This is a genomic window from Actinomadura sp. GC306, from assembly GCF_004348665.1.
In the GTDB taxonomy this organism is placed as follows: Bacteria; Actinomycetota; Actinomycetes; order Streptosporangiales; family Streptosporangiaceae; genus Spirillospora.
Window position 1 is genome coordinate 1 of the sequence record NZ_SMKM01000052.1, and the last position, 18468, is coordinate 18468.

An 18468-nucleotide genomic window follows, 5' to 3' on the forward strand; every position below is an offset into this window, starting at 1 on the left:
GGACTGGACGGCGGGCTTCAGCAAGTCGCTGAACGTGTTTCTGAACGGCGACGCGATCGGGGAGCCGGACCGGCGGGGCCGGCAGGTCAGGGACGACTCGTTCCTCATGCTTATCAACGCGCACGACGGGGACCTCGCGTTCACGCTGCCGCCCGCCGCGTACGGGCAGCTGTGGATGAAGGTGCTCGACACCGCGGATCCGCTGCTCGCCGAGGAGGAGTCGCCCGTCGTGAAGGCCCGCGAGAACGTCGCGGTCGGCGCCCGGTCCATCCAGGTGCTGCGCCGTGTCTGAGCCCGCCGCCGAGCCCGAGCCCGAGCCCGCCGCCGAACCCGCCGCCGAGGAACCGCTCCCCGCCGACCCCCCTGATGAGGAGACCGTGTCCGAGGACCATCTGGCCGAAGCGAACCCGTCCGGCAGCCCCGTCCCCGCCGAGGACGACCAGGCCGCACCCCCGTCCGGCACCTACCGGCTCCAGCTCCGCGGGACGCCCGAGGAGCACTTCGGCTTCGCGGAGGCCGCGGCGCTCGCCCCCTACCTGGCGTCCCTCGGGGTGTCCCACGTCTACCTGTCGCCGGTCCTGCAGGCCGCGCCCGGCTCCACGCACGGCTACGACGTGGTCGACCACTCCCGGCTGGCGGACGAGCTGGGCGGCGCCGAGGCGTTCGGCGCCATGGCGGCCCGGTTCCGCGCCCACGGGCTGCGGGTCCTGGTCGACGCCGTCCCGAACCACATGGCGATCCCGGACCGGCGGGAGCTGAACCTGCCGCTGACCGCCGTCCTGGCGGAGGGGCCCGCCTCCCCGTACGCCAAATGGTTCGACATCGACTGGGACGCGGGCGGCGGCCGGATCGTCCTGCCCGGCGAGGGCGAGCCCAACTACCGCCGGTTCTTCGACATCTCCGGGCTGATCGGGCTGCGCCAGGAGGACCCGGAGGTCTTCGAGCGCACACACGCGCTGCTGCTGAACCTGGTCGCGGACGGCCACGTCCACGGCCTGCGGATCGACCATCCGGACGGGCTCGCCGACCCGCGCGGCTACCTGCGGCGGCTGGCGGAGGCGGCCCCCGGGGCGTGGCTGCTGGTCGAGAAGATCACCGAGGGGGAGGAGCGGCTGCCGCCGGACTGGCCGTGCGCGGGCACCACCGGCTACGACTCGCTCGGCATGGTCGGCGGCCTGTTCGTCGACCCGGCCGGGGAGAAGCCGCTCACCGACCACTACGTCTCCGTCACCGGAGGTCAAGCCGACTTCGCGGAGGTGGAGCATGACGCTCGCCGGCACGCCGCGGAGCACGGCCTCAAACCCGAGATCGACCGGCTCCTGCGCGTTCTCCAGCGGGTCGTGGGCGAGCGCCGCCCCGGCCTGGAGCGGGCCTTGGTCGAGCTGCTCGTCGCCATGCCCGTCTACCGCGCCTACGTCGTGCCGGGGGAGGACGCGCCTCAGCAGGCCGTGGACGTCCTGAACGAGGCCGCCGACCGCGCACGAGCGCACCTGCCCGCAGAATTGCACGACGACCTCGCGACGGTCGTGGACCTGGCCCTCGGACGCGGTGACCGCACCGACGCCGAGTTCATCGTGCGGTTCCAGCAGACCTCGGCTCCGCTGGCGGCCAAGGGCGTCGAGGACACGGCGTTCTACCGCTGGAACCGCCTGGCCGCGCTGAACGAGGTGGGCGGCGACCCCGCGCGCTTCTCCGTCAGCCCGGAGGACTTCCACTCGTACTGCATCAGGCTCGCGCGGGACTGGCCGTCCACCATGACGACGCTGTCCACGCACGACACCAAGCGGGAAGAGGACGTCCGCGCATGGCTGGCGGTCCTGTCGGAGATGCCGGCCGAGTGGGCGGAGGCCATGGACCGCTGGCGCCAGTGGGGCCCGGACCGGTCGCCGATGGAACCGGACCTCGAATGCCTGTTCTGGCAGACGCTCGTCGGCGCGTGGCCCATCACCATTGGCCGCCTGGAGGAGTTCCTCACCAAGGCGATGCGCGAGGCCAAGACCCGCACGGCATGGGTGGACGGAGATCCCGCCTACGAGGACGCCGTCCTCGGATACGCGCGCTCCGTCCTGGCGAACCCCGACCTCGTCACCGACCTGACCGCGTTCGTGGCGAAGCTCGCGCCCTGCGCGCGGGTCAACACGCTCGGGCAGAAGCTCGTCCAGCTCGCGATGCCGGGCGTCCCGGACGTCTACCAGGGCTGCGAGCTGACCGGGCTGGCCCTCGTCGACCCCGACAACCGGCGCCCGGTCGACTACGGGCGGCGCCGCGAGCGGCTGCAGCGGCTCGACACCGGCCGCCCGGCCAAGGACGTGGACGACGAGAAGCTGCTGGTCACCTCGCGGACGCTGCGGCTGCGCCGGGCCCACCCCGAGTGGTTCGGGCCGGGCGCCCGGCACGAGCCGATCACCGCGCGCGGACCCGCCGCCGGGCACGTCGTCGGGTTCGCCCGGGGCGAGGCGGTCGCGCTCGCCACCCGGCTCCCGGTGGGGCTGGAACGGCGCGGCGGCTGGGAGCGGACGAGGGTGGACGTCGTCCAGCAGGGCTGGCGGGACGTCCTGACCGGCTGCACCCACATGGGCCCGGTCTTGGACGCCGCACGCGTCTTCGAGCACCTGCCCGTCGCGCTGCTCGTCCCCAGGGAGATCGATCGGTGAGCGTCCGATGAGATTCGAGGTCTGGGCCCCGGCCGCCGGCCGCGTGGACGTCGCGGCGGGCGGCACCCGGCACCCCATGCAGCCCTTGGCGGGACGTCCGGGCTGGTGGGGGGCCGACGTCGCGGGCGCCGGGCACGGGACGGACTACGCCTTCGCCCTGGACGGCGCGGACGAGCCCCTGCCCGACCCGCGCTCCCCATGGCAGCCGGACGGCGTGCACGGCCACAGCCGCGTCTACGACCACGACCGGTTCGCCTGGACGGACCAGCACTGGCACGGCCGCCCGCTCGCGGGGAGCGTCCTGTACGAGATGCACGTCGGCACGTTCACACCCGAGGGGACGTTCGACGCGGCGGCCGAGCGCCTGGACCACCTGGTGGCGCTCGGCATCGACGCGGTGGAACTGCTGCCGGTGGCCGCCTTCCCCGGGAACCACGGATGGGGATACGACGGCGTCCACCTGTGGGCGCCGCACGAGCCGTACGGCGGCCCGGACGGCCTGAAACGCTTCGTGGACGCCGCCCATGCCCGCGGCCTGGCCGTGGTCCTGGACGTCGTCTACAACCATCTGGGGCCGGACGGGAACCGCCTGGGTGACTATGGGCCGTACTTCACCAGCGCCCATGCCACGCCATGGGGCGACGCGGTCAATTTCGACCAGGAAGGGTCGGACGAGGTCCGCGCGTTCGTCGTGCAGAACGCGTTGATGTGGTTGCGGGACTACCACTTCGACGGCCTCCGCCTTGACGCCGTCCATGCCATCACCGACCACGGCGCGGTGCACATTCTCGAAGAGATGTCGCGTGCCGTGGCGGGCCTTTCCGCGCACCTTGGGCGGCACCTGTTCCTCATCGCCGAATCGGACTTGAACGACCCGCGCCTGGTGACGCCCACGGAGGCGGGTGGATACGGGCTGGACGCGCAGTGGAGCGACGACTTCCACCACGCCCTGCACGCCGCCCTCACCGGTGAACGGCAGGGCTATTACTGCGACTTCGGCTCCATGGAGACGCTCAAGAAGGCGCTCACGAAGGTCTTCGTCCACGACGGGACGATGTCCACCTACCGGGGACGGCACCACGGGCGCCCGGTGGACGTCCAGGAGACGCCCGCGCACCGGTTCCTCGGCTTTCTGCAGAACCACGACCAGGTCGGGAACCGCGCGGCGGGCGACCGGATCGGGACCGTCCTGGAATCCTCGGGGATCTCCCCGGCGATGCTCAAGGTCGGCGCTGCGGTGTTCCTGCTCGCGCCGTTCACGCCCATGCTCTTCATGGGCGAGGAATGGGGCGCCTCCACCCCGTGGTGCTACTTCACCGACCACCGGGACCCGGAGCTCGCGCGCGCGGTCAGCGAGGGGCGCCGCCGGGAGTTCGCGCGGTACGGCTGGACCGGCGAGGTCCCCGATCCACAGGCTGTGGACACCTTCCGCGGGTCCGTCCTCGACTGGGCGGAGCCCGACCGGCCGCACCACCGCGACCTGCTCGAATGGCACCGCGCGCTGCTCGCGCTGCGCCGGTCGCGGCCGGAGCTGAACGACCCGCGGCTGACCCGGACGACCGTCGAGTGCGACGACGGCGAGGCGCGCTGGCTGATGATGTGGCGCGGCGATGTGTGCGTGGCGGCGAACTTCGGGACGCTCCCCGTGGTGCTGCCCGTGCCCGCTCCGGCGGCGGCCCCGCCCCGGCTGCTGCTCGCCTCAGATCCGGCAATTCGCCTCGACTTTGACATCGTGGGCGATTCTGCCGAGGCGTCCGTGGCCCTGCCGGGCGCCTCCGTGGGCGTGTTCCGGTGACGCCGCGCGTCCGCCCTGCCGGGTGTACTGAGAAGTGCATCCGGGTTTCGCCGGGAATGGTGTATTCGCGAATGTACTACGAGTGGCAAACCGCAGGTCAAGAGCGCGGCGCATGCCGGGCAATGTTCAAGAATGGTCTTACGATCGACCCATGACCTCAGTACTGCTCGCCGAGGACGACACGTCCATCTCCGAGCCTCTCGCCCGCGCGCTGCGACGCGAGGGGTACACCGTCGAAGTAAGCCCGGACGGCCCGCAGGCGCTGGAGCGGGCGCTCGGCGGCGGCGTGGACCTCATCGTCCTGGACCTCGGCCTTCCGGAACTGGACGGCCTGGAGGTGGCCCGCAGGGTACGGGCCGAGGGGCACGGCGTCCCCATCCTGATCCTGACCGCCCGAGCCGACGAGGTCGACACCGTCGTCGGGCTCGACGCGGGCGCCGACGACTACGTGACCAAGCCGTTCCGGCTGGCCGAGCTGCTCGCCCGGGTGCGGGCGCTGCTGCGCCGCGGCAGCACCGAGACCCCGATCGTCCAGGGGGTGCGGATCGACGCCGAGTCGCGCCGCGCCTGGATGGGCGACCACGAGCTCCAGCTGACCACCAAGGAGTTCGACCTGCTGCGCGTCCTCGTCCGGGACGCGGGCAAGGTCGTGACCCGCGAACAGATCATGCGCGAGGTGTGGGACACCAACTGGTGGGGTTCCACGAAGACGCTCGACATGCACATTTCCTGGCTGCGCCGCAAGCTCGGCGACGACGCCGGCAGCCCCCGCTACATCACGACCGTGCGGGGCGTCGGCTTCCGGTTCGAACGCGGCGACTAGCTCCGCCGCCACGGCCGGGTGACACCACCCGGGGCCTTCCCGAGAGGCCCCGGGCGCGGTAGCGCACGTCCGTGGCCCCACCCTCGAAGGAGCCCTGATGAGGCGCCGACTCCTGCTGTCGACGCTCGCGGTGGCGGTGGTCGCGATCCTGATGCTCGGCATACCCCTCGCCTACGCCGCACACAAGCTCGTCCACGAGGAGGCCGCACGTTCCCTGGACCGCGAGTCGTCCGCCATCGCCGACGGCGTCGCCTACAGCCTGGTGGCGAACCGGCCGGTGACCGGCGAGGCCATCGCGCGGGAGTACCCGGGCCGGCACATCTCGATCGTCATGCCGGACGGCCGGACGGTCACCGCCGGGCCGCCGCGCGCCGGGTCCGCGCTCACCGCGGCGGCGGCCCGCGGCGACATCCGGGTGCGCATCTCGCGGCCGGAGGCGGAGGTGGACGCCGGCGCGCTGCGGCTGATGCTGCTTATCGGCAGCCTCGCGCTGCTCGGCGTCGCCGTCACCGTCGGCCTAGCGATGGTGCAGGCCCGCAAGCTGACGCTGCCGCTGATCGACCTGGCGGAGACCGCCGACCGGCTGGGCAGCGGCAACGCCCGGCCGCGCCGCCGCCGCTACGGCATCCCGGAGGTCGACCGGGTCGCGGAGGTGCTGGACCGCAGCGCCGTCCGGATCGCCGACCTGCTGGCCAACAGCCGCGAGTTCGCCTCCGACGCCAGCCACCAGCTCCGCACGCCGCTGACCGCGCTGTCCATGCGGCTGGAGGAGATGATCGATGCCGCCGACTACCCGGACGTCGTCCGGGAGGAGGGCGCCGCCGCGGTCGCGCAGGCCGAGCGGCTCGTCGCGGTCGTCGAGCAGCTGCTGTCCCGCGCGCGGCACGACCGGACCGGCGCCGCCGTCGCCGCGCCGATCGACGAGATCATCGCGCAGCAGGTCGAGGAGTGGCGGCCCATCTTCCGGCGGGCCGGCCGGGACGTGCGGACCATCGGGGAGCGGGACCTCGTCGGCATGACGAACCCGGAGGGCCTCTCCCAGATCATCGCAACGCTGCTCGACAACTCGCTCATGCACGGCGCGGGCACCGTGACCATCCGCACCAGGCCGTACGCAAGTTCGGTGCTGGTCGAGGTCGGCGACGAGGGCGAGGGCATCCCGCCGGAGCTGGAGCCGCGGATCTTCGAGCGGAGCATCAGCGGGGGCCGCGGCACCGGGCTCGGGCTCTACCTGGCCCGTTCGCTGGCCGCGGTGGACGGCAACCGGCTGGAGCTGCTCCAGGCGCGCCCGGCGGTGTTCGGCGTCCACCTCCGCCAGGTCGCGGAGGTCCGCCTCGCCGAGGAGCGCGTCGTGATGGGGCCCGCCTGAGGACGGCCCGCCTGAAGCGCTGGGCGGGCCACGCCGTGCGGGGGAGGGCCTCAGATCTCGGCGTAGTCCTCGGCGGGGGCGTCGAGCGGGCGGCCGAGGCGCGGGGACGGGGCGGCGTGCCCGTTGGCGCGGTGGATGCCGGGCGCGTCGGCGCGCACGGGCGGCGGCGCCTCCGGCAGCCCGGACGCGGGGTCGACGGGCGGCGCGCTCGCCGGGAGGAACACCCACTTCTTGTACGACCAGAAGCGGAACAGCGACGCCACCCCGGTGCCGATCACCAGCGAGACGTTGTACGCCAGGGGCCCGGAGAGCCCCAGCACGTAGTGCGTGAACCCGATGAACAGCTCGGTGATGACCAGGCCGACGCCGTTCAGCGCGAAGAACAGCATGTACTCGCGGCCGAGCCCGGTGCGGTCGCGGTGCCGGAACGTCCAGTAGCGGTTGGCCAGGTAGGCGAACGTCGTCGCGACCACCGTGGCGACGCCGTTGGACGTCAGCGGCCCGACGCCCATCCCGCTGTGCAGGCCGTTGCCGATCACGACGGTGATGACGAACGCGATGGCGCCCACGCTGCCGAACTTGGCCAGTTCGCGCACGAGGTGCTCGAACTGCCGGTGGAGTCTCGTGACCAGGTTCACGAAGGAGGACCGTCCTTCCGGACTTCGGCGGTGGGCCGCGGCCGACGGCGCGGCGGCTGCTGCGGAGGCATCACGAGAATAGACGCCTGTCGCCCCGGAGACGTCGGAACATGAACGTTTCACACTGTCCGAGCGTTCCTTGCCCATTGTCGGGTGACCCACACACGGTACGACGCGGCGGGGACCCGATCCGTTCGGCCGGGCCGCCCGATAGCCTTCTGACGTGACAGAACCACCTCAGCGCCCGGGGGTGCCCGTCGTCGGGATGGCGGGCGGCGGGCAGCTCGCCCGGATGACGCAGCAGGCGGCGATCGGGCTCGGCGTGTCGCTGCGCGTGCTCGCCGGGCGGCCGGACGATTCGGCCGCCAAGGTCGTGTCCGACGTCCGGGTCGGCGACGACCGCGACCTCGGCGACCTGACGGCGTTCGCCGGCGGCTGCGACGTCGTGACGTTCGACCACGAGCACGTGCCCGGCCCGCACATCCGGGAGCTGGAGGCCGCGGGCGTGGCGTGCCGGCCCGGTTCGGCCGCCCTCGCGCACGCCCAGGACAAGCTCGTGATGCGCGACCGGCTCAGCAAGCTCGGCGTGCCGTGCCCCGCCTACGCGCACCTTCCGTCGTCGGAGCCGCTGGAGTTCCTGGAGGGGTTCGCCCGCGAGCACGGGTGGCCGGTCGTCCTCAAGGCCACCCGCGGCGGCTACGACGGCAAAGGCGTCTGGATCGTCGAAGGGCCGGGCGACGCGGCGGGCGACCTCGTCCGGCGGCTACTGGCCGAGGGCGTCGATCTCATGGCCGAGCGGTACGTCCCGTTCCGGCGGGAGCTGGCGGCGCTCGTCGCGCGCTCCCCGTACGGGCAGGGCGCCGCGTACCCGATCGTGGAGACCGTCCAGGAGGGCGGCATCTGCATGGAGGTCATCTCGCCGGCGCCGGGCCTGCCGGGCGACCTGGCCGCCGAGGCGCAGCGGCTCGCGCTGAGCGTCGCCGCGGAACTCGGTGTCGTCGGCCTCCTCGCGGTCGAGCTGTTCGAGACCGACGAGGGCCTGCTGGTCAACGAGCTGGCCATGCGCCCGCACAACTCCGGGCACTGGACGATCGAGGGCGCCCGGACGTCGCAGTTCGAGCAGCACCTCAGGGCCGTCCTCGACCTGCCGCTCGGCTCGACCGACCCCGTCGCCCCCTGCACCGTCATGGCCAACGTCCTCGGCGGGGACGACCCGGACGTCTACTCCCGCTACTTCCACGTGATGGCCCACGACCCGGGCGTGAAGGTGCACATGTACGGCAAGGAGCCGCGGCCGGGCCGCAAGATCGGCCACGTGACCGCGCTCGGCGACGACCCCGCCGAGGTCCGCGCCCGCGCCCGGCACGCCGCGGACTACCTGCGGTGGGGACGTGAGATGAAGGAGCCTGAATGAGCGCAGCGAACCGGGGGGTGCGGGGGGTCGCCCCCCTCGCAGGAGGCACGCATGAGCGGAGCGAACCGGGGGGTGCGGGGGGTCGCCCCCCTCGCAGGAGGCACACATGAGCGGCGGGGCCGAGCCGGTCGTCGGCGTGGTGATGGGCAGTGACTCGGACTGGCCGGTCATGAAGGGCGCCGCCGAGGCGCTCGCGGAGTTCGGCGTCCCGCACGAGGCCGACGTCGTGTCCGCGCACCGGATGCCGCACGACATGATCGCCTACGGCGAGGAGGCCGCGGCCCGCGGCCTCCGCGTGATCATCGCGGGGGCGGGCGGCGCCGCGCACCTGCCGGGGATGCTCGCCTCGGTCACGCCGCTGCCGGTGATCGGCGTGCCCGTCCCGCTGAAGTACCTGGACGGCATGGACTCGCTGCTGTCGATCGTGCAGATGCCCGCCGGGGTGCCGGTCGCCACGGTCGCGGTCGGGGCCGCCCGCAACGCCGGGCTGCTGGCCGTCCGCATCCTGGCGGCGGCCGACGACGAGCTGCGCGCGAAGATGAAGGTCTTCCAGCAGGACCTCTACGGGCAGGCCAAGGCCAAGGGCGAGCGGCTCAGAAAGAGCCTCTGACGCAGACCGGGCCTACCGAGACCGGCCCGTCAGTGCCGCATGGCCCACTCGACCGCGGGGCAGCGGTCCATGACGACGTCGAGCCCGGCGTCCTTCGCGCGCCGGGCCGCCGCCTCGTCGACCACCTGGAGCGGCAGCCACACGGCCTTCGCGCCCGCCGCGATCGCCTCGTCCACCGCCTGCCCGGCGTGCTCGGCCCGGCGGTAGACGCCGACGACGTCCACCTCGGAGGCGCCGGGGACCTCGGCCAGGGACGCGTACCCCTGCTCGCCGAGGACCTCCCGCGCCTTCGGATGGACGGGGATGATCCGCTTCCCGCGCTGCTGCAGCAGCCGGGCCTGCTCGTAGACCTCGCGCGTCGGGTTGTCGCCGAGCCCGACGAACGCCCACGTCCTGGACTGGTTGAGCAGCCGCCCGATCACGTCCGGGTCGGTGAAGGCATCAGACATGTCCAGCACAACAGCGCCCGCGGCCCGTTGCTTCCCTCCCGGGACGGGCTCAGGGGCGGCCGAGGGCCCGGTAGGTCCAGCCCGCGGCGCGCCACTTCTCGGGATCGAGGGCGTTGCGCCCGTCCACGATGTTGCGTTCGGCGACGACCGACGCGAGCGAGTCGGGGTCCATGCCGCGGAACTCGGCCCACTCGGTGAGCAGCAGCACGACGTGGGCGCCGCGCGCCGCGGACAGGGCCGACTCGCCGTACTCCAGGCTCGGCTGGGCGCGGCGGGCGTTGCCCATGGCCTGCGGGTCGTACACGGTCACCGCGGCGCCCTGCGCCCGGATGGACGCCGCCACGTCCAGGGCGGGGGAGTCGCGGACGTCGTCGGAGTTCGGCTTGAACGCCGCGCCGAGGACCCCGACCGTCCGGCCGTCGAACGACCCGCCGAGCATCTGCCGGGCGAGGTCCACCATCCGGATCCGCCGCCGGATGTTGATCTCGTCGACCTCGCGCAGGAACGTCAGCGCCTGGTCGGCGCCCAGCTCCCCGGCGCGGGCCATGAACGCGCGGATGTCCTTCGGCAGGCAGCCGCCGCCGAAGCCGAGCCCCGGGCCGAGGAACTTGCCGCCGATGCGGTCGTCGTAGGACAGCGCCTCCGACAGCTTCGTCACGTCGGCGTGCGCCGCCTCGCAGACCTCCGCCATCGCGTTGATGAAGGAGATCTTGGTGGCGAGGAACGCGTTCGCCGAGACCTTGACCAGCTCCGCGGTCGGGTAGTCGCAGGTGATGAACGGGGTGCCGTGCGCGATCATCGACCGGTAGATCTCCCGCAGCACCTTCTCCGCGTGCTCGGCGGCGTGCCGGTCGTCGGGCAGCCCGGCGACGATCCGGTCCGGGTGCAGGGTGTCCTGGACGGCGAAGCCCTCCCGCAGGAACTCGGGGTTCCAGGCGAGGACCGCGTCAGCGCCCACCGGGGCGATGCGCGCCATGGTGTCGGCCAGCCGCTCCGCCGTCCCGACCGGGACGGTGGACTTGCCGACGACCACGCAGGGCCGCTCCAGCAGCGGCGCCAGCGAGTTGATCGCGTCGTCCACGTAGGTGAGGTCGGCCGCGTACTCCCCGGCCTTCTGCGGGGTCCCGACGCACAGGAAGTGGACGTCGCCGAACTCCGCGGCCTCCTTGTAGGAGGACGTGAACCGCAGCCGGCCGCTCTCCAGCCCCCGGCGCAGCACGGGTTCCAGGCCCGGCTCGAAGAACGGCAGGTCGCCGGCCGCGAGCCGGGCGATCCGCTCCTCGTCCACGTCGAGGCCGAGGACCTCGAAACCCAGGTCGGCCATGCAGGCCGCGTGGGTGGCGCCGAGGTACCCCGTTCCGATGACCGTCAGCCGGTAGGACAAGGCCGGCTCCTCTCGCTTCGCTGTCGCCGACTAGCGGCCTCTTCCCGAACGTGCCCGCGGCGGGCCCTTCCCGTGCACCGGCCGCGGAGTGTACTGGCCGGTAGCATTTCGGCCATGGATGCTGACTTTCCCACGTACGCGCCGTCCGAGGAGCACGAGATGCTGCGGCGGACGGTCCGTGAGCTGGCCGATGCCAAGATCGCTCCCTTCGCGGCGGAGGTGGACGAGGAGTCGCGTTTCCCGCAGGAGGCGCTGGACGCCCTGACGGGCAATGACCTGCACGCGGTGCACGTGCCCGAATCGTACGGCGGCGCGGGAGCCGATGCGCTCGCCACGGTGATCGTGATCGAGGAGGTCGCCCGCGCGTGCGCGTCGTCCTCGCTGATCCCGGCCGTGAACAAGCTGGGCACGGTGCCGGTGCTGCTGGCGGGTTCGGAGGACCTCAAGCGCCGCTACCTGCCCGCGGTGGCGCGCGGCGAGGCGATGTTCTCCTACGCCCTGTCGGAGGCCGACGCCGGCTCCGACGCCGCCGGGATGAAGACCCGCGCGGTGCGCGACGGCGACGAGTGGGTGCTGAACGGCACCAAGATGTGGATCACCAATGCGGGGGTGTCGGAGTACTACACGGTGATGGCGGTCACCGACCCGTCCGCCGGCGCCCGCGGAATCTCGGCGTTCGTGGTGGAGAAGTCGGATGCGGGCGTTTCGTTCGGCCCCAAGGAACGCAAGCTGGGCATCAAGGGCTCCCCGACCCGCCAGGTCATCCTGGAGGACGTGCGCATCCCGGCCGACCGGATCATCGGCGCCGAGGGCACGGGCTTCAAGACGGCGCTGGCGACGCTGGACCACACCCGCATCACCATCGCCGCCCAGGCCCTGGGCATCGCGCAGGGCGCGCTGGACTTCGCGGTCGGGTACGTCAAGGACCGCCGCCAGTTCGGCAAGCCGGTCGCCGATTTCCAGGGTGTGCAGTTCATGCTGGCGGACATGGCGATGCGGCTGGAAGGCGCCCGCCAGCTCACCTACCACGCCGCGATCAAGTCCGAACGCGCCATGCAGGGCGAGCAGATCCCCGACCTGACCCTCGTCTCCTCCGCCTGCAAGGCACTGGCCTCGGACGTGGCGATGGACGTCACCACCGACGCCGTCCAGCTCCTCGGCGGCTACGGCTACACCCGCGAGTTCCCGGTGGAGCGGATGATGCGCGACGCCAAGATCACCCAGATCTACGAGGGGACCAACCAGATCCAGCGCATGGTCATCGCCCGCCAACTCCTCAAGTAACCCACCTCTCAGCGCCGGGCGTCCCCCGCACTCAAAGGTCGTGCCGCCCCGCCTTGATGGCACCGAAGACGGTCCTGGCGGTCTCCGCGCCGATCACGAGGCGCGGACCGTCGGGATCCTTGGAGTCGCGAAAGCCGATCGCGGGGGTGAGGTCCGCAACCTCGACGCAGGCACCACCTTGGCCGCTGCTACGGCTGCTCTTGCGCCATTGGGCAGGTGAACGGTCTGTGGTGCTCACGTGTAGCCCTCCTGGTACTGCTGGATCAGCTTGAGAGACTCGCCAGTCCTGAGAGATTCTCCCATGATCAGGTCGAAACGTACCCGGTACTCAGCGACGGTCGTTCCGTCTTCGATCAGTTGGCTGATCTCGGGCCCTTCATGGTAGGCGACGTCCACGCCTCCGGAAAGGCTGAGAACGAAAAAGGAACCGTCCAGTCCGGCGTAGGTCACGGACGAGAAGGGCAGCATTCGGATTTCGATTCGGGGGTTCGTTGTCGCTACCTCGATCAGCGTGGCCAGCTGCTCGTACATTACTTCTGGGCCACCGACGGGGCGACGGAGCACGGCCTCGTCGAGTACGAACCACATGCGGGGGGCGTTGTCGCGTGTCAGGAGTTCCTGTCGTCCGATACGTATGGAGACGCGCTCTTCCAGGGCGTCGAACGGAAGGCCCGAACTCATGACCGCGCGAGCGTATGCGGGTGTCTGGAGCAGGCCGGGCATCACCTGAGCCTCGAAGGCGCGCATCGCGACGGCTTCGGCTTCGATCTCCGCGTATCTGGAGAATCCGGGCGGTGCGGCCAGATGCTTGCCCTCACGCTTGATTTCCCGCCACATGTGCCAGAACAGGCGTGCTGACGTCTTGAAGTACACGTCCAGGTCGTCGGCCGTCGCTTCTGACGTCGGCTTCTGGGCGGTCTCCAGTTTCTCGATCCAGCCGGGTTGGCATCCAAGGGCCTGCGCGAGCTGAGGACGCGATAGGCCGTCTGCTTCCCGGTGCGCGCGTAGCACCGCGCCGAATGTGCGTAGCAGGGGGTCGCGGGTGTAGCCGTCTTGGTTTCTCGACATGGGGGGTCCTCAATCTGGATTGGGGTGCCTTCCGGGGCGTGTCGGGGTCGTGGCACAGAGTAATCCAGCGTGTGACCGTGGTCACCGAAATTCGCCCATGCACGCGCGAGTGCAGGCGGACGAAGGGCTCGTCGTTGTCCGGTCGATTCGAAGGGGCGGAAATCCATGGCAAATGTCCCCTTTGGGGTGGCGGTCATCGTTGTGTCGCTGCGGCGGGATTTTCGTGATTACTACCTCTTCTACGGCGTGGTGACGCGGGAGTTCATTGCGCTTGATCGGCGTTCGGTGCCCTGGTGTGAGGTGGCCGCCCATCGGGACCCGAATGCACTTGCGGCGGTGCTGCGCGTCCGTCCCCGCTCTACCGGCCGATGATCTTGGCCTCAACCCCCGATATGACCTCAACCCCCGATATGAACAGGAGAGGAACAGATGTCCGTGTCCTCTGTCGTTACGGCAGGAACCCGGCCGCCGACGAGTGCCGGCCCCGCTCGTGTGGAGTGGCTCGGTGTGGCCGCGCTGCCGTCCGCCGTGCCCGTCGCCCGCTACTTCACCCGCGCGCTGCTGGGATCCTGGGACGCGTGGGAGGCGCACGGCTGGGAGTGTCAGCAGGTCATCTCAGAACTGGTCAGCAACGCGCTCGACGCGACCGCGTCCGATCCCGACCTCGCCACCCGAGCCATCGCGATGATCCTGCTCCGGTTCCAGCTCTCCGCAGAGCATCTGATCATCGAAGTGCGCGACGACAGCCCCGCGTCCCCGCAAGTCGGCCGCGCGGCCCTGCTGGACGAAGGCGGACGCGGGCTCCTGCTGGCCGCTACCCTCGCGTCCAGCTGGGGGACGTACGCGCTCACGGACGGCAAGGTCGTCTGGGCTGCGTGGGAACTCGCCCCGGAGACGCCGTGATGCCGGGGCGATTCCGCCTCTTCGGGCGCTCCCGGTCGAAGCCGCCCGGCGTGGACGCTGCTCTGGCGCAGTTCCGCGACAAGCTGGTGCGTGAGGCGCGGTACTGGGGGCAGGTCGCCGACGAGGAGGACGCGGACCCCCTACGACGAGCCTGCATGGCCGTCCGGTCACATGTCTTCGCCCAGGCCGCCGCCCATGCCGAGGACGTCTTGACCAGGAGCGCTGCAGGGTCGCCTCCGCCCCGGATTCCACGCTAAGGAAGATCATCTTCCACAGTGCCAGGGAAAAAGAGGGCGTCGGTGAATCTGTGGACCTCGGCGGCCAGGTTAGGGAGCGGGCCGGTGACGTGCTGGACGACGAGCTCCGCTATGCCGCCGAGGTAGGCCATGATGATCATGTCGTCCGGTCTGCGGCCGAGCACCGCCGCCACGAGCGCGGCGAGTTTGCGGAGCGCCTGGTTGCGGCGGGCGAGGATCGTCGGCCCGCCGCCCATCGCGTCGATCGCGAGCATCCGGGTCAGATGCGGCTCCGCGTCCAGCAAACCGAGCGCCGCCGTCAGGGTCTCGTGCAGTCGCTCGCGCGGATCGCCGGCGCCGACGTCCACCCGGTCGATGAGGTGGTCCAGGTCGTCGTAGACGGCGAGGAACGCACTCTCCTTGTCGTCGAACAACTCGTAGAACGTCTTGGTCGAGACCTGGGCGCGGCGGATGATGTCACCGATCGTGACCTTTCCATATCCCTTGTCCACCACGGCCTCGGCTGCGGCACGCAGGACGCGGGCGCGCTGGACCGATCGGACCTGTTCGCGGCCGAGGGCATGCCGATGCCGGGGAAGCGGAGAGTAAGTGGGCACTTGCGGCTCCATGTCCACCAGTCTATCTTGAGAAAAGATATATTTTCTCTAAGGGGCTGATGCCATGACCTCGGGTCTCGACGACGCTTCGGCGCAGACGTCGCTCTACCTCGGCCCGGAATCGCTCCTTTGGCGCTACGCCGGGGACAGGCGTTACGGACTGGCCATCCCGAGGGCGGCGGCGCTGCAGATGCTGCATCCCGCGATCGCGGCTGCAGCCGAGCAGCATTCCCGCTTTCCGGGTCCGTTGTGGGCACAGCAGGCCCGAATCGTGCGGCAGACAATCGGAGTCGTCTACCAGGACGCCGAGGCCGGGGCGAGAGTCCGCCGGCTGCACGAGGAGATCAGGGGGCACGACGGCCAAGGCAGGCGCTACCACTCACTCAGCCCGGACGTCTTCTTCTGGGAACACGCCACGTTCGTTGACGCCCTGATGACGGCGGTCGACCTCTTCGACAGGCCCCTCTCCGGTGAAGAGCGCGAACGCCTCTACCAGGAAACCTGTATCTGGTACCGGAGATACGGGCTCAGCGACCGCGTCGTTCCGCCCGACTACGGCTCGTTCGTCGACTACTTCGACGCTGTCTGCAAGCAGGTCCTCGAACTGAACTCCGTCTTCGACGCCTACTCCGAGCAGATCCTGCGGCCGGACGCCTGGCTGCCGCGGCTGCTGCCTGCGGGCCTGGTGCCGGTCCTGCTGCCGCAGCCCGTCCGGCAACTGGCGGGCTTGGCGGTCTCATCCGCCGACGAGCGCAAGTTCGGCCGCTTCGCCCGCACCGTACGGCTGAGCTGGCCGGTCCTTCCCTCAAGCCTGCGCTACTTCCCCGTCGCAAGGAAGGCATTCGACCAGCAGGGACCCCCGCATGCCCGCTGAGCCGATCGACGTCGGTGATGGCGATGGCGTCCACGAGGCGATCCAGGTCGCCCGAACGATGGCAAACGATGAGATCCGGGAGGCCGCAGTGAGAGCCGCCCGAAGCCACCCGGCACGGACGCTGCTCCGGCCGCGCAGTTGTTGAGTCAGCGACCGCGCCAGGTCGGGGCCCGTGCTGGCCATCCCGACGATCAGGGCCAGCAGCACCACGCCGATCAGGCGCAGGGCGGTCGCGGTCCCGATGGCCGGCGCACCGAGGTAGAGGCCGTGGTCGCCGATCGTGTTCCGTGATCCTGCGCCGCATCGGGTGGTCGGTGCCCCTGCTCGCCGGAGCAATCGGCACGCCGAGCGCGTCGCCCTGGTGAAGGGTGCGTGTCGGCCCCTGGGAGTACGGTCGCCGCATGAACTCTGGAATCGCGGACAAACTGCACCGATTCCGGGAGACGGCGCGCGCGTGCGATATCCCGTCCGCCGACGTGGAACGGTGGCTGGGAACCGCGCGACCGTGCGCAGTGCTGTCGCCGGAACTGGAGGGGCAGGTCGTGGGCCGCTTCGGGGGTCCGCTGATGCTCCCCGTCGACGCCCCCGACCCTGTGTGGGGGCTCCACCTCATCGCGTCCCTCGACCTCGCGGCGCTGCCCGAGGACGCGACGAATCTCCCGCTGCCGCCTGACGGACGGCTTCTGCTGTTCGCCAATCCGTCATCGGTTAACGCCACCACGAAGGGCCTCTGCGTGGGCGAAGCGGTGTACATCCCGGTCGGCACACCCGTCGAGGAACGCCATGTAGATCACGGTTACGAGCCGGACGACGAATTGTTCGGCTTCGACGCCAAGATGGAGCAGGAAGGAGAATTGCGCCTGAGATACGACCTCTCCCTGCCCGACCATGACTCTATCATCGATACCGCCGAGCACCCCTATTCCGGTGAGTTGCGCGAGGTGTCATGGAGGATGCGCATCGCGGGCCAAGACCGTCCTTCGGGGAGCACGTTGCAGATCGACGGATACGCCCGTGACGATTATGGCCAACTCGACCCCGTCACGTCGTCCGCGTGGTGGGCGCCGAAAGCGGAGTGGTGGGGAAGAAAGTGGAAGCGGTCGGTCCCCGAGGACTGGGTACTTCTCGCCGCATGGCACTCCGGCGTCTACAACCTGGAGAACGCGCACGTCCACTGGGCGATCAGGAAGCAGGACCTGGCGGCCCGGCGCTTCGACCAAGCGTTCACCACTATGTTCTACGTCCCCTGACCAGGCTATTCGGACGATTTCGCCTTTGCGCTCTTGAGTGAAATGCCCTCGATCTCGGCCAACTGCTTTCCTTTCCAGTTCCCCGATTCTAGTACGGCAGTCCGAGAGCGTGATCTGAGCTGGTAGCAGCTGGCCTGTAAGGGCAATTGGAAGGGGTCTACCTGGGGAGGGCCGCTGATGGTGGCGTCTGTGGATCAACTGAATGGAATTTAGAGCGTGATGGACGACATAGTTGGACGATGTGAAGTTCTGCTTGCGAAGGTTATGCAAGGAGATGTGGCCGCGCGCAGGCAGATGGCCGAGGTTTTTCCGGAGCTGCAGGATCTGGCGGACTCTGGCCGGGCGGACGCCCAGGCTCTGGTGGGAGGGCTGGCGCTCGAGTACATCGATGACGTCGACGCCGCCCTCCGGTATTTTCGCATGGCCGCGGCAGCCGATCATCCAGCCGGTCAGCGTGGGCTCGGTCATATGCTGGCCCATGGCATCGGTACACGTCAGAACATTCCCGAAGCCACAGAGTTGTTTGAAGCGGCCGCCAAGTCCGGCGATGCGATCGCGGCATTCAACTTGGGCGGGCTGCTCCTGAAAGGAACTGGCGTCCCACCCGAAGAAGGGCGAGCGGTTGAGTTGCTGCAGAATGCTCTGGCCGGTGGAGTTCCGGAGGCCGCCATCCTTCTTGCGGACTGGCATGCCGATCGGGGCGAATATGCGGAAGCAAGGAATTTTTATGTGGATGCGGCTAACGCCGGCTCAACGAAAGCGATGCTGACCCTCGGCAAGTGGTTCGCAGATGGCGTCGGCGGGGGCGTCGATAAGGTCGAAGCCGTCAGGTGGCTTCTTAAGCCGATCGATGTTGGCGATGGTGATGGCGTCCACGAGGCGATTCAGGTCGCCCGGACGATGGTGGACGGTGAGATTCGGGAGGCCGCGGTGCGAGCCGGTCGCCCAGGCGATGCGGACGCTCTCATCAGCGTTGTCCGGAAGCCTGCTTGACGCCGGATCCGGATCGCGCCGGGCGCCAGGGTGCTGCGGTTGGTGGGGGTGTGGGAGCACCTCCCGGCCGGGGTCGGTAGAGCCCGCGGTCGGTCGGCCGTCGGGGT

18 protein-coding genes and 1 pseudogene are annotated in these 18468 nt (G+C 70.4%); 13 read left to right on the forward strand and 6 right to left on the reverse strand.

What is annotated here, in order from left to right; genetic code table 11:
• From E1200_RS10495 to E1200_RS10515, 5 genes and pseudogenes are all read left to right on the forward strand, one after another.
• A pseudogene (locus tag E1200_RS10495) lies at positions 1–292 on the forward strand (glycogen debranching enzyme); the annotation flags it as partial.
• Entirely contained in the window at positions 285–2654 is a 2370-nt protein-coding gene (gene treY, locus E1200_RS10500; protein WP_243708467.1) for a malto-oligosyltrehalose synthase, read from the forward strand. The pseudogene E1200_RS10495 and the gene treY, both read left to right, overlap by 8 nt.
• Before the next feature lie 7 nt (positions 2655–2661).
• Positions 2662–4449, forward strand: coding sequence for a malto-oligosyltrehalose trehalohydrolase (treZ, locus tag E1200_RS10505; RefSeq protein ID WP_131951642.1), 1788 nt, complete (start codon positions 2662–2664; stop codon positions 4447–4449).
• Between the two features lie 151 nt (positions 4450–4600).
• Positions 4601–5272 (forward strand): response regulator transcription factor, encoded by a 672-nt coding sequence (locus E1200_RS10510; protein ID WP_131951643.1) that lies wholly within the window; start codon positions 4601–4603, stop codon positions 5270–5272.
• A 97-nt stretch (positions 5273–5369) separates the two neighbouring features.
• The gene (locus tag E1200_RS10515) at positions 5370–6641 is read left to right on the forward strand and encodes an ATP-binding protein (protein WP_131951644.1); all 1272 of its coding nucleotides are present in this window, start codon (positions 5370–5372) and stop codon (positions 6639–6641) included.
• A gap of 50 nt (positions 6642–6691) precedes the next feature.
• On the opposite strand, the gene E1200_RS10520 is transcribed toward E1200_RS10515, so the two are convergent.
• Positions 6692–7279, reverse strand: a complete 588-nt coding sequence (locus E1200_RS10520) for a GtrA family protein (RefSeq protein ID WP_131951645.1) — start codon at positions 7277–7279, stop codon at positions 6692–6694.
• Between the two features lie 223 nt (positions 7280–7502).
• Between E1200_RS10520 and E1200_RS10525 the strand changes: the two genes are divergently transcribed.
• Both E1200_RS10525 and purE read left to right on the forward strand, forming a co-directional pair.
• A complete protein-coding gene (locus E1200_RS10525) occupies positions 7503–8693 on the forward strand; it encodes a 5-(carboxyamino)imidazole ribonucleotide synthase (RefSeq protein ID WP_279484103.1) in 1191 nt (396 codons plus the stop codon).
• 106 nt (positions 8694–8799) lie between these two features.
• A complete protein-coding gene (purE, locus tag E1200_RS10530) occupies positions 8800–9303 on the forward strand; it encodes a 5-(carboxyamino)imidazole ribonucleotide mutase (RefSeq protein ID WP_131951646.1) in 504 nt (167 codons plus the stop codon).
• A 29-nt stretch (positions 9304–9332) separates the two neighbouring features.
• Here purE and E1200_RS10535 read toward each other — a convergent pair whose 3' ends face one another.
• Complete coding sequence (locus E1200_RS10535) at positions 9333–9752, reverse strand: CoA-binding protein (RefSeq protein ID WP_131951647.1); 420 nt, start codon at positions 9750–9752, stop codon at positions 9333–9335.
• A 49-nt stretch (positions 9753–9801) separates the two neighbouring features.
• Positions 9802–11136, reverse strand: a complete 1335-nt coding sequence (locus E1200_RS10540) for a UDP-glucose/GDP-mannose dehydrogenase family protein (RefSeq protein WP_131951648.1) — start codon at positions 11134–11136, stop codon at positions 9802–9804.
• A gap of 114 nt (positions 11137–11250) precedes the next feature.
• Between E1200_RS10540 and E1200_RS10545 the strand changes: the two genes are divergently transcribed.
• Entirely contained in the window at positions 11251–12420 is a 1170-nt protein-coding gene (locus E1200_RS10545) for an acyl-CoA dehydrogenase (RefSeq protein WP_131951649.1), read from the forward strand.
• Between the two features lie 31 nt (positions 12421–12451).
• Here E1200_RS10545 and E1200_RS10550 read toward each other — a convergent pair whose 3' ends face one another.
• Both E1200_RS10550 and E1200_RS10555 read right to left on the reverse strand, forming a co-directional pair.
• The gene (locus tag E1200_RS10550) at positions 12452–12658 is read right to left on the reverse strand and encodes a DUF397 domain-containing protein (protein ID WP_131951650.1); all 207 of its coding nucleotides are present in this window, start codon (positions 12656–12658) and stop codon (positions 12452–12454) included.
• On the reverse strand, positions 12655–13488 hold the full coding sequence (locus E1200_RS10555; protein WP_131951651.1) for a helix-turn-helix transcriptional regulator: 834 nt from the start codon (positions 13486–13488) through the stop codon (positions 12655–12657). Before E1200_RS10555 ends, E1200_RS10550 begins: the two co-directional genes overlap by 4 nt.
• A 165-nt stretch (positions 13489–13653) precedes the next feature.
• On the opposite strand from E1200_RS10555, the gene E1200_RS10560 reads away from it, so the two are divergent.
• Positions 13654–13860 carry a hypothetical protein gene (locus E1200_RS10560; RefSeq protein WP_131951652.1) on the forward strand — a complete coding sequence of 69 codons (207 nt, stop codon included), beginning with the start codon at positions 13654–13656 and terminating at the stop codon, positions 13858–13860.
• Between the two features lie 135 nt (positions 13861–13995).
• Positions 13996–14391 carry an ATP-binding protein gene (locus tag E1200_RS10565; protein WP_165950269.1) on the forward strand — a complete coding sequence of 132 codons (396 nt, stop codon included), beginning with the start codon at positions 13996–13998 and terminating at the stop codon, positions 14389–14391.
• Positions 14392–14644: 253 nt separating this feature from the next.
• On the opposite strand, the gene E1200_RS10570 is transcribed toward E1200_RS10565, so the two are convergent.
• Positions 14645–15256, reverse strand: coding sequence for a TetR/AcrR family transcriptional regulator (locus E1200_RS10570; protein WP_131951654.1), 612 nt, complete (start codon positions 15254–15256; stop codon positions 14645–14647).
• 52 nt (positions 15257–15308) lie between these two features.
• Between E1200_RS10570 and E1200_RS10575 the strand changes: the two genes are divergently transcribed.
• The 3 genes from E1200_RS10575 (at position 15309) to E1200_RS10585 (ending at position 18361) form a co-directional block, all read left to right on the forward strand.
• Complete coding sequence (locus E1200_RS10575; RefSeq protein ID WP_131951655.1) at positions 15309–16118, forward strand: oxygenase MpaB family protein; 810 nt, start codon at positions 15309–15311, stop codon at positions 16116–16118.
• 401 nt (positions 16119–16519) lie between these two features.
• On the forward strand, positions 16520–17368 hold the full coding sequence (locus E1200_RS10580) for a DUF1963 domain-containing protein (protein ID WP_131951656.1): 849 nt from the start codon (positions 16520–16522) through the stop codon (positions 17366–17368).
• A 276-nt stretch (positions 17369–17644) separates the two neighbouring features.
• Positions 17645–18361, forward strand: a complete 717-nt coding sequence (locus E1200_RS10585; RefSeq protein ID WP_165950270.1) for a tetratricopeptide repeat protein — start codon at positions 17645–17647, stop codon at positions 18359–18361.
• Positions 18362–18468: the final 107 nt, after the last annotated feature.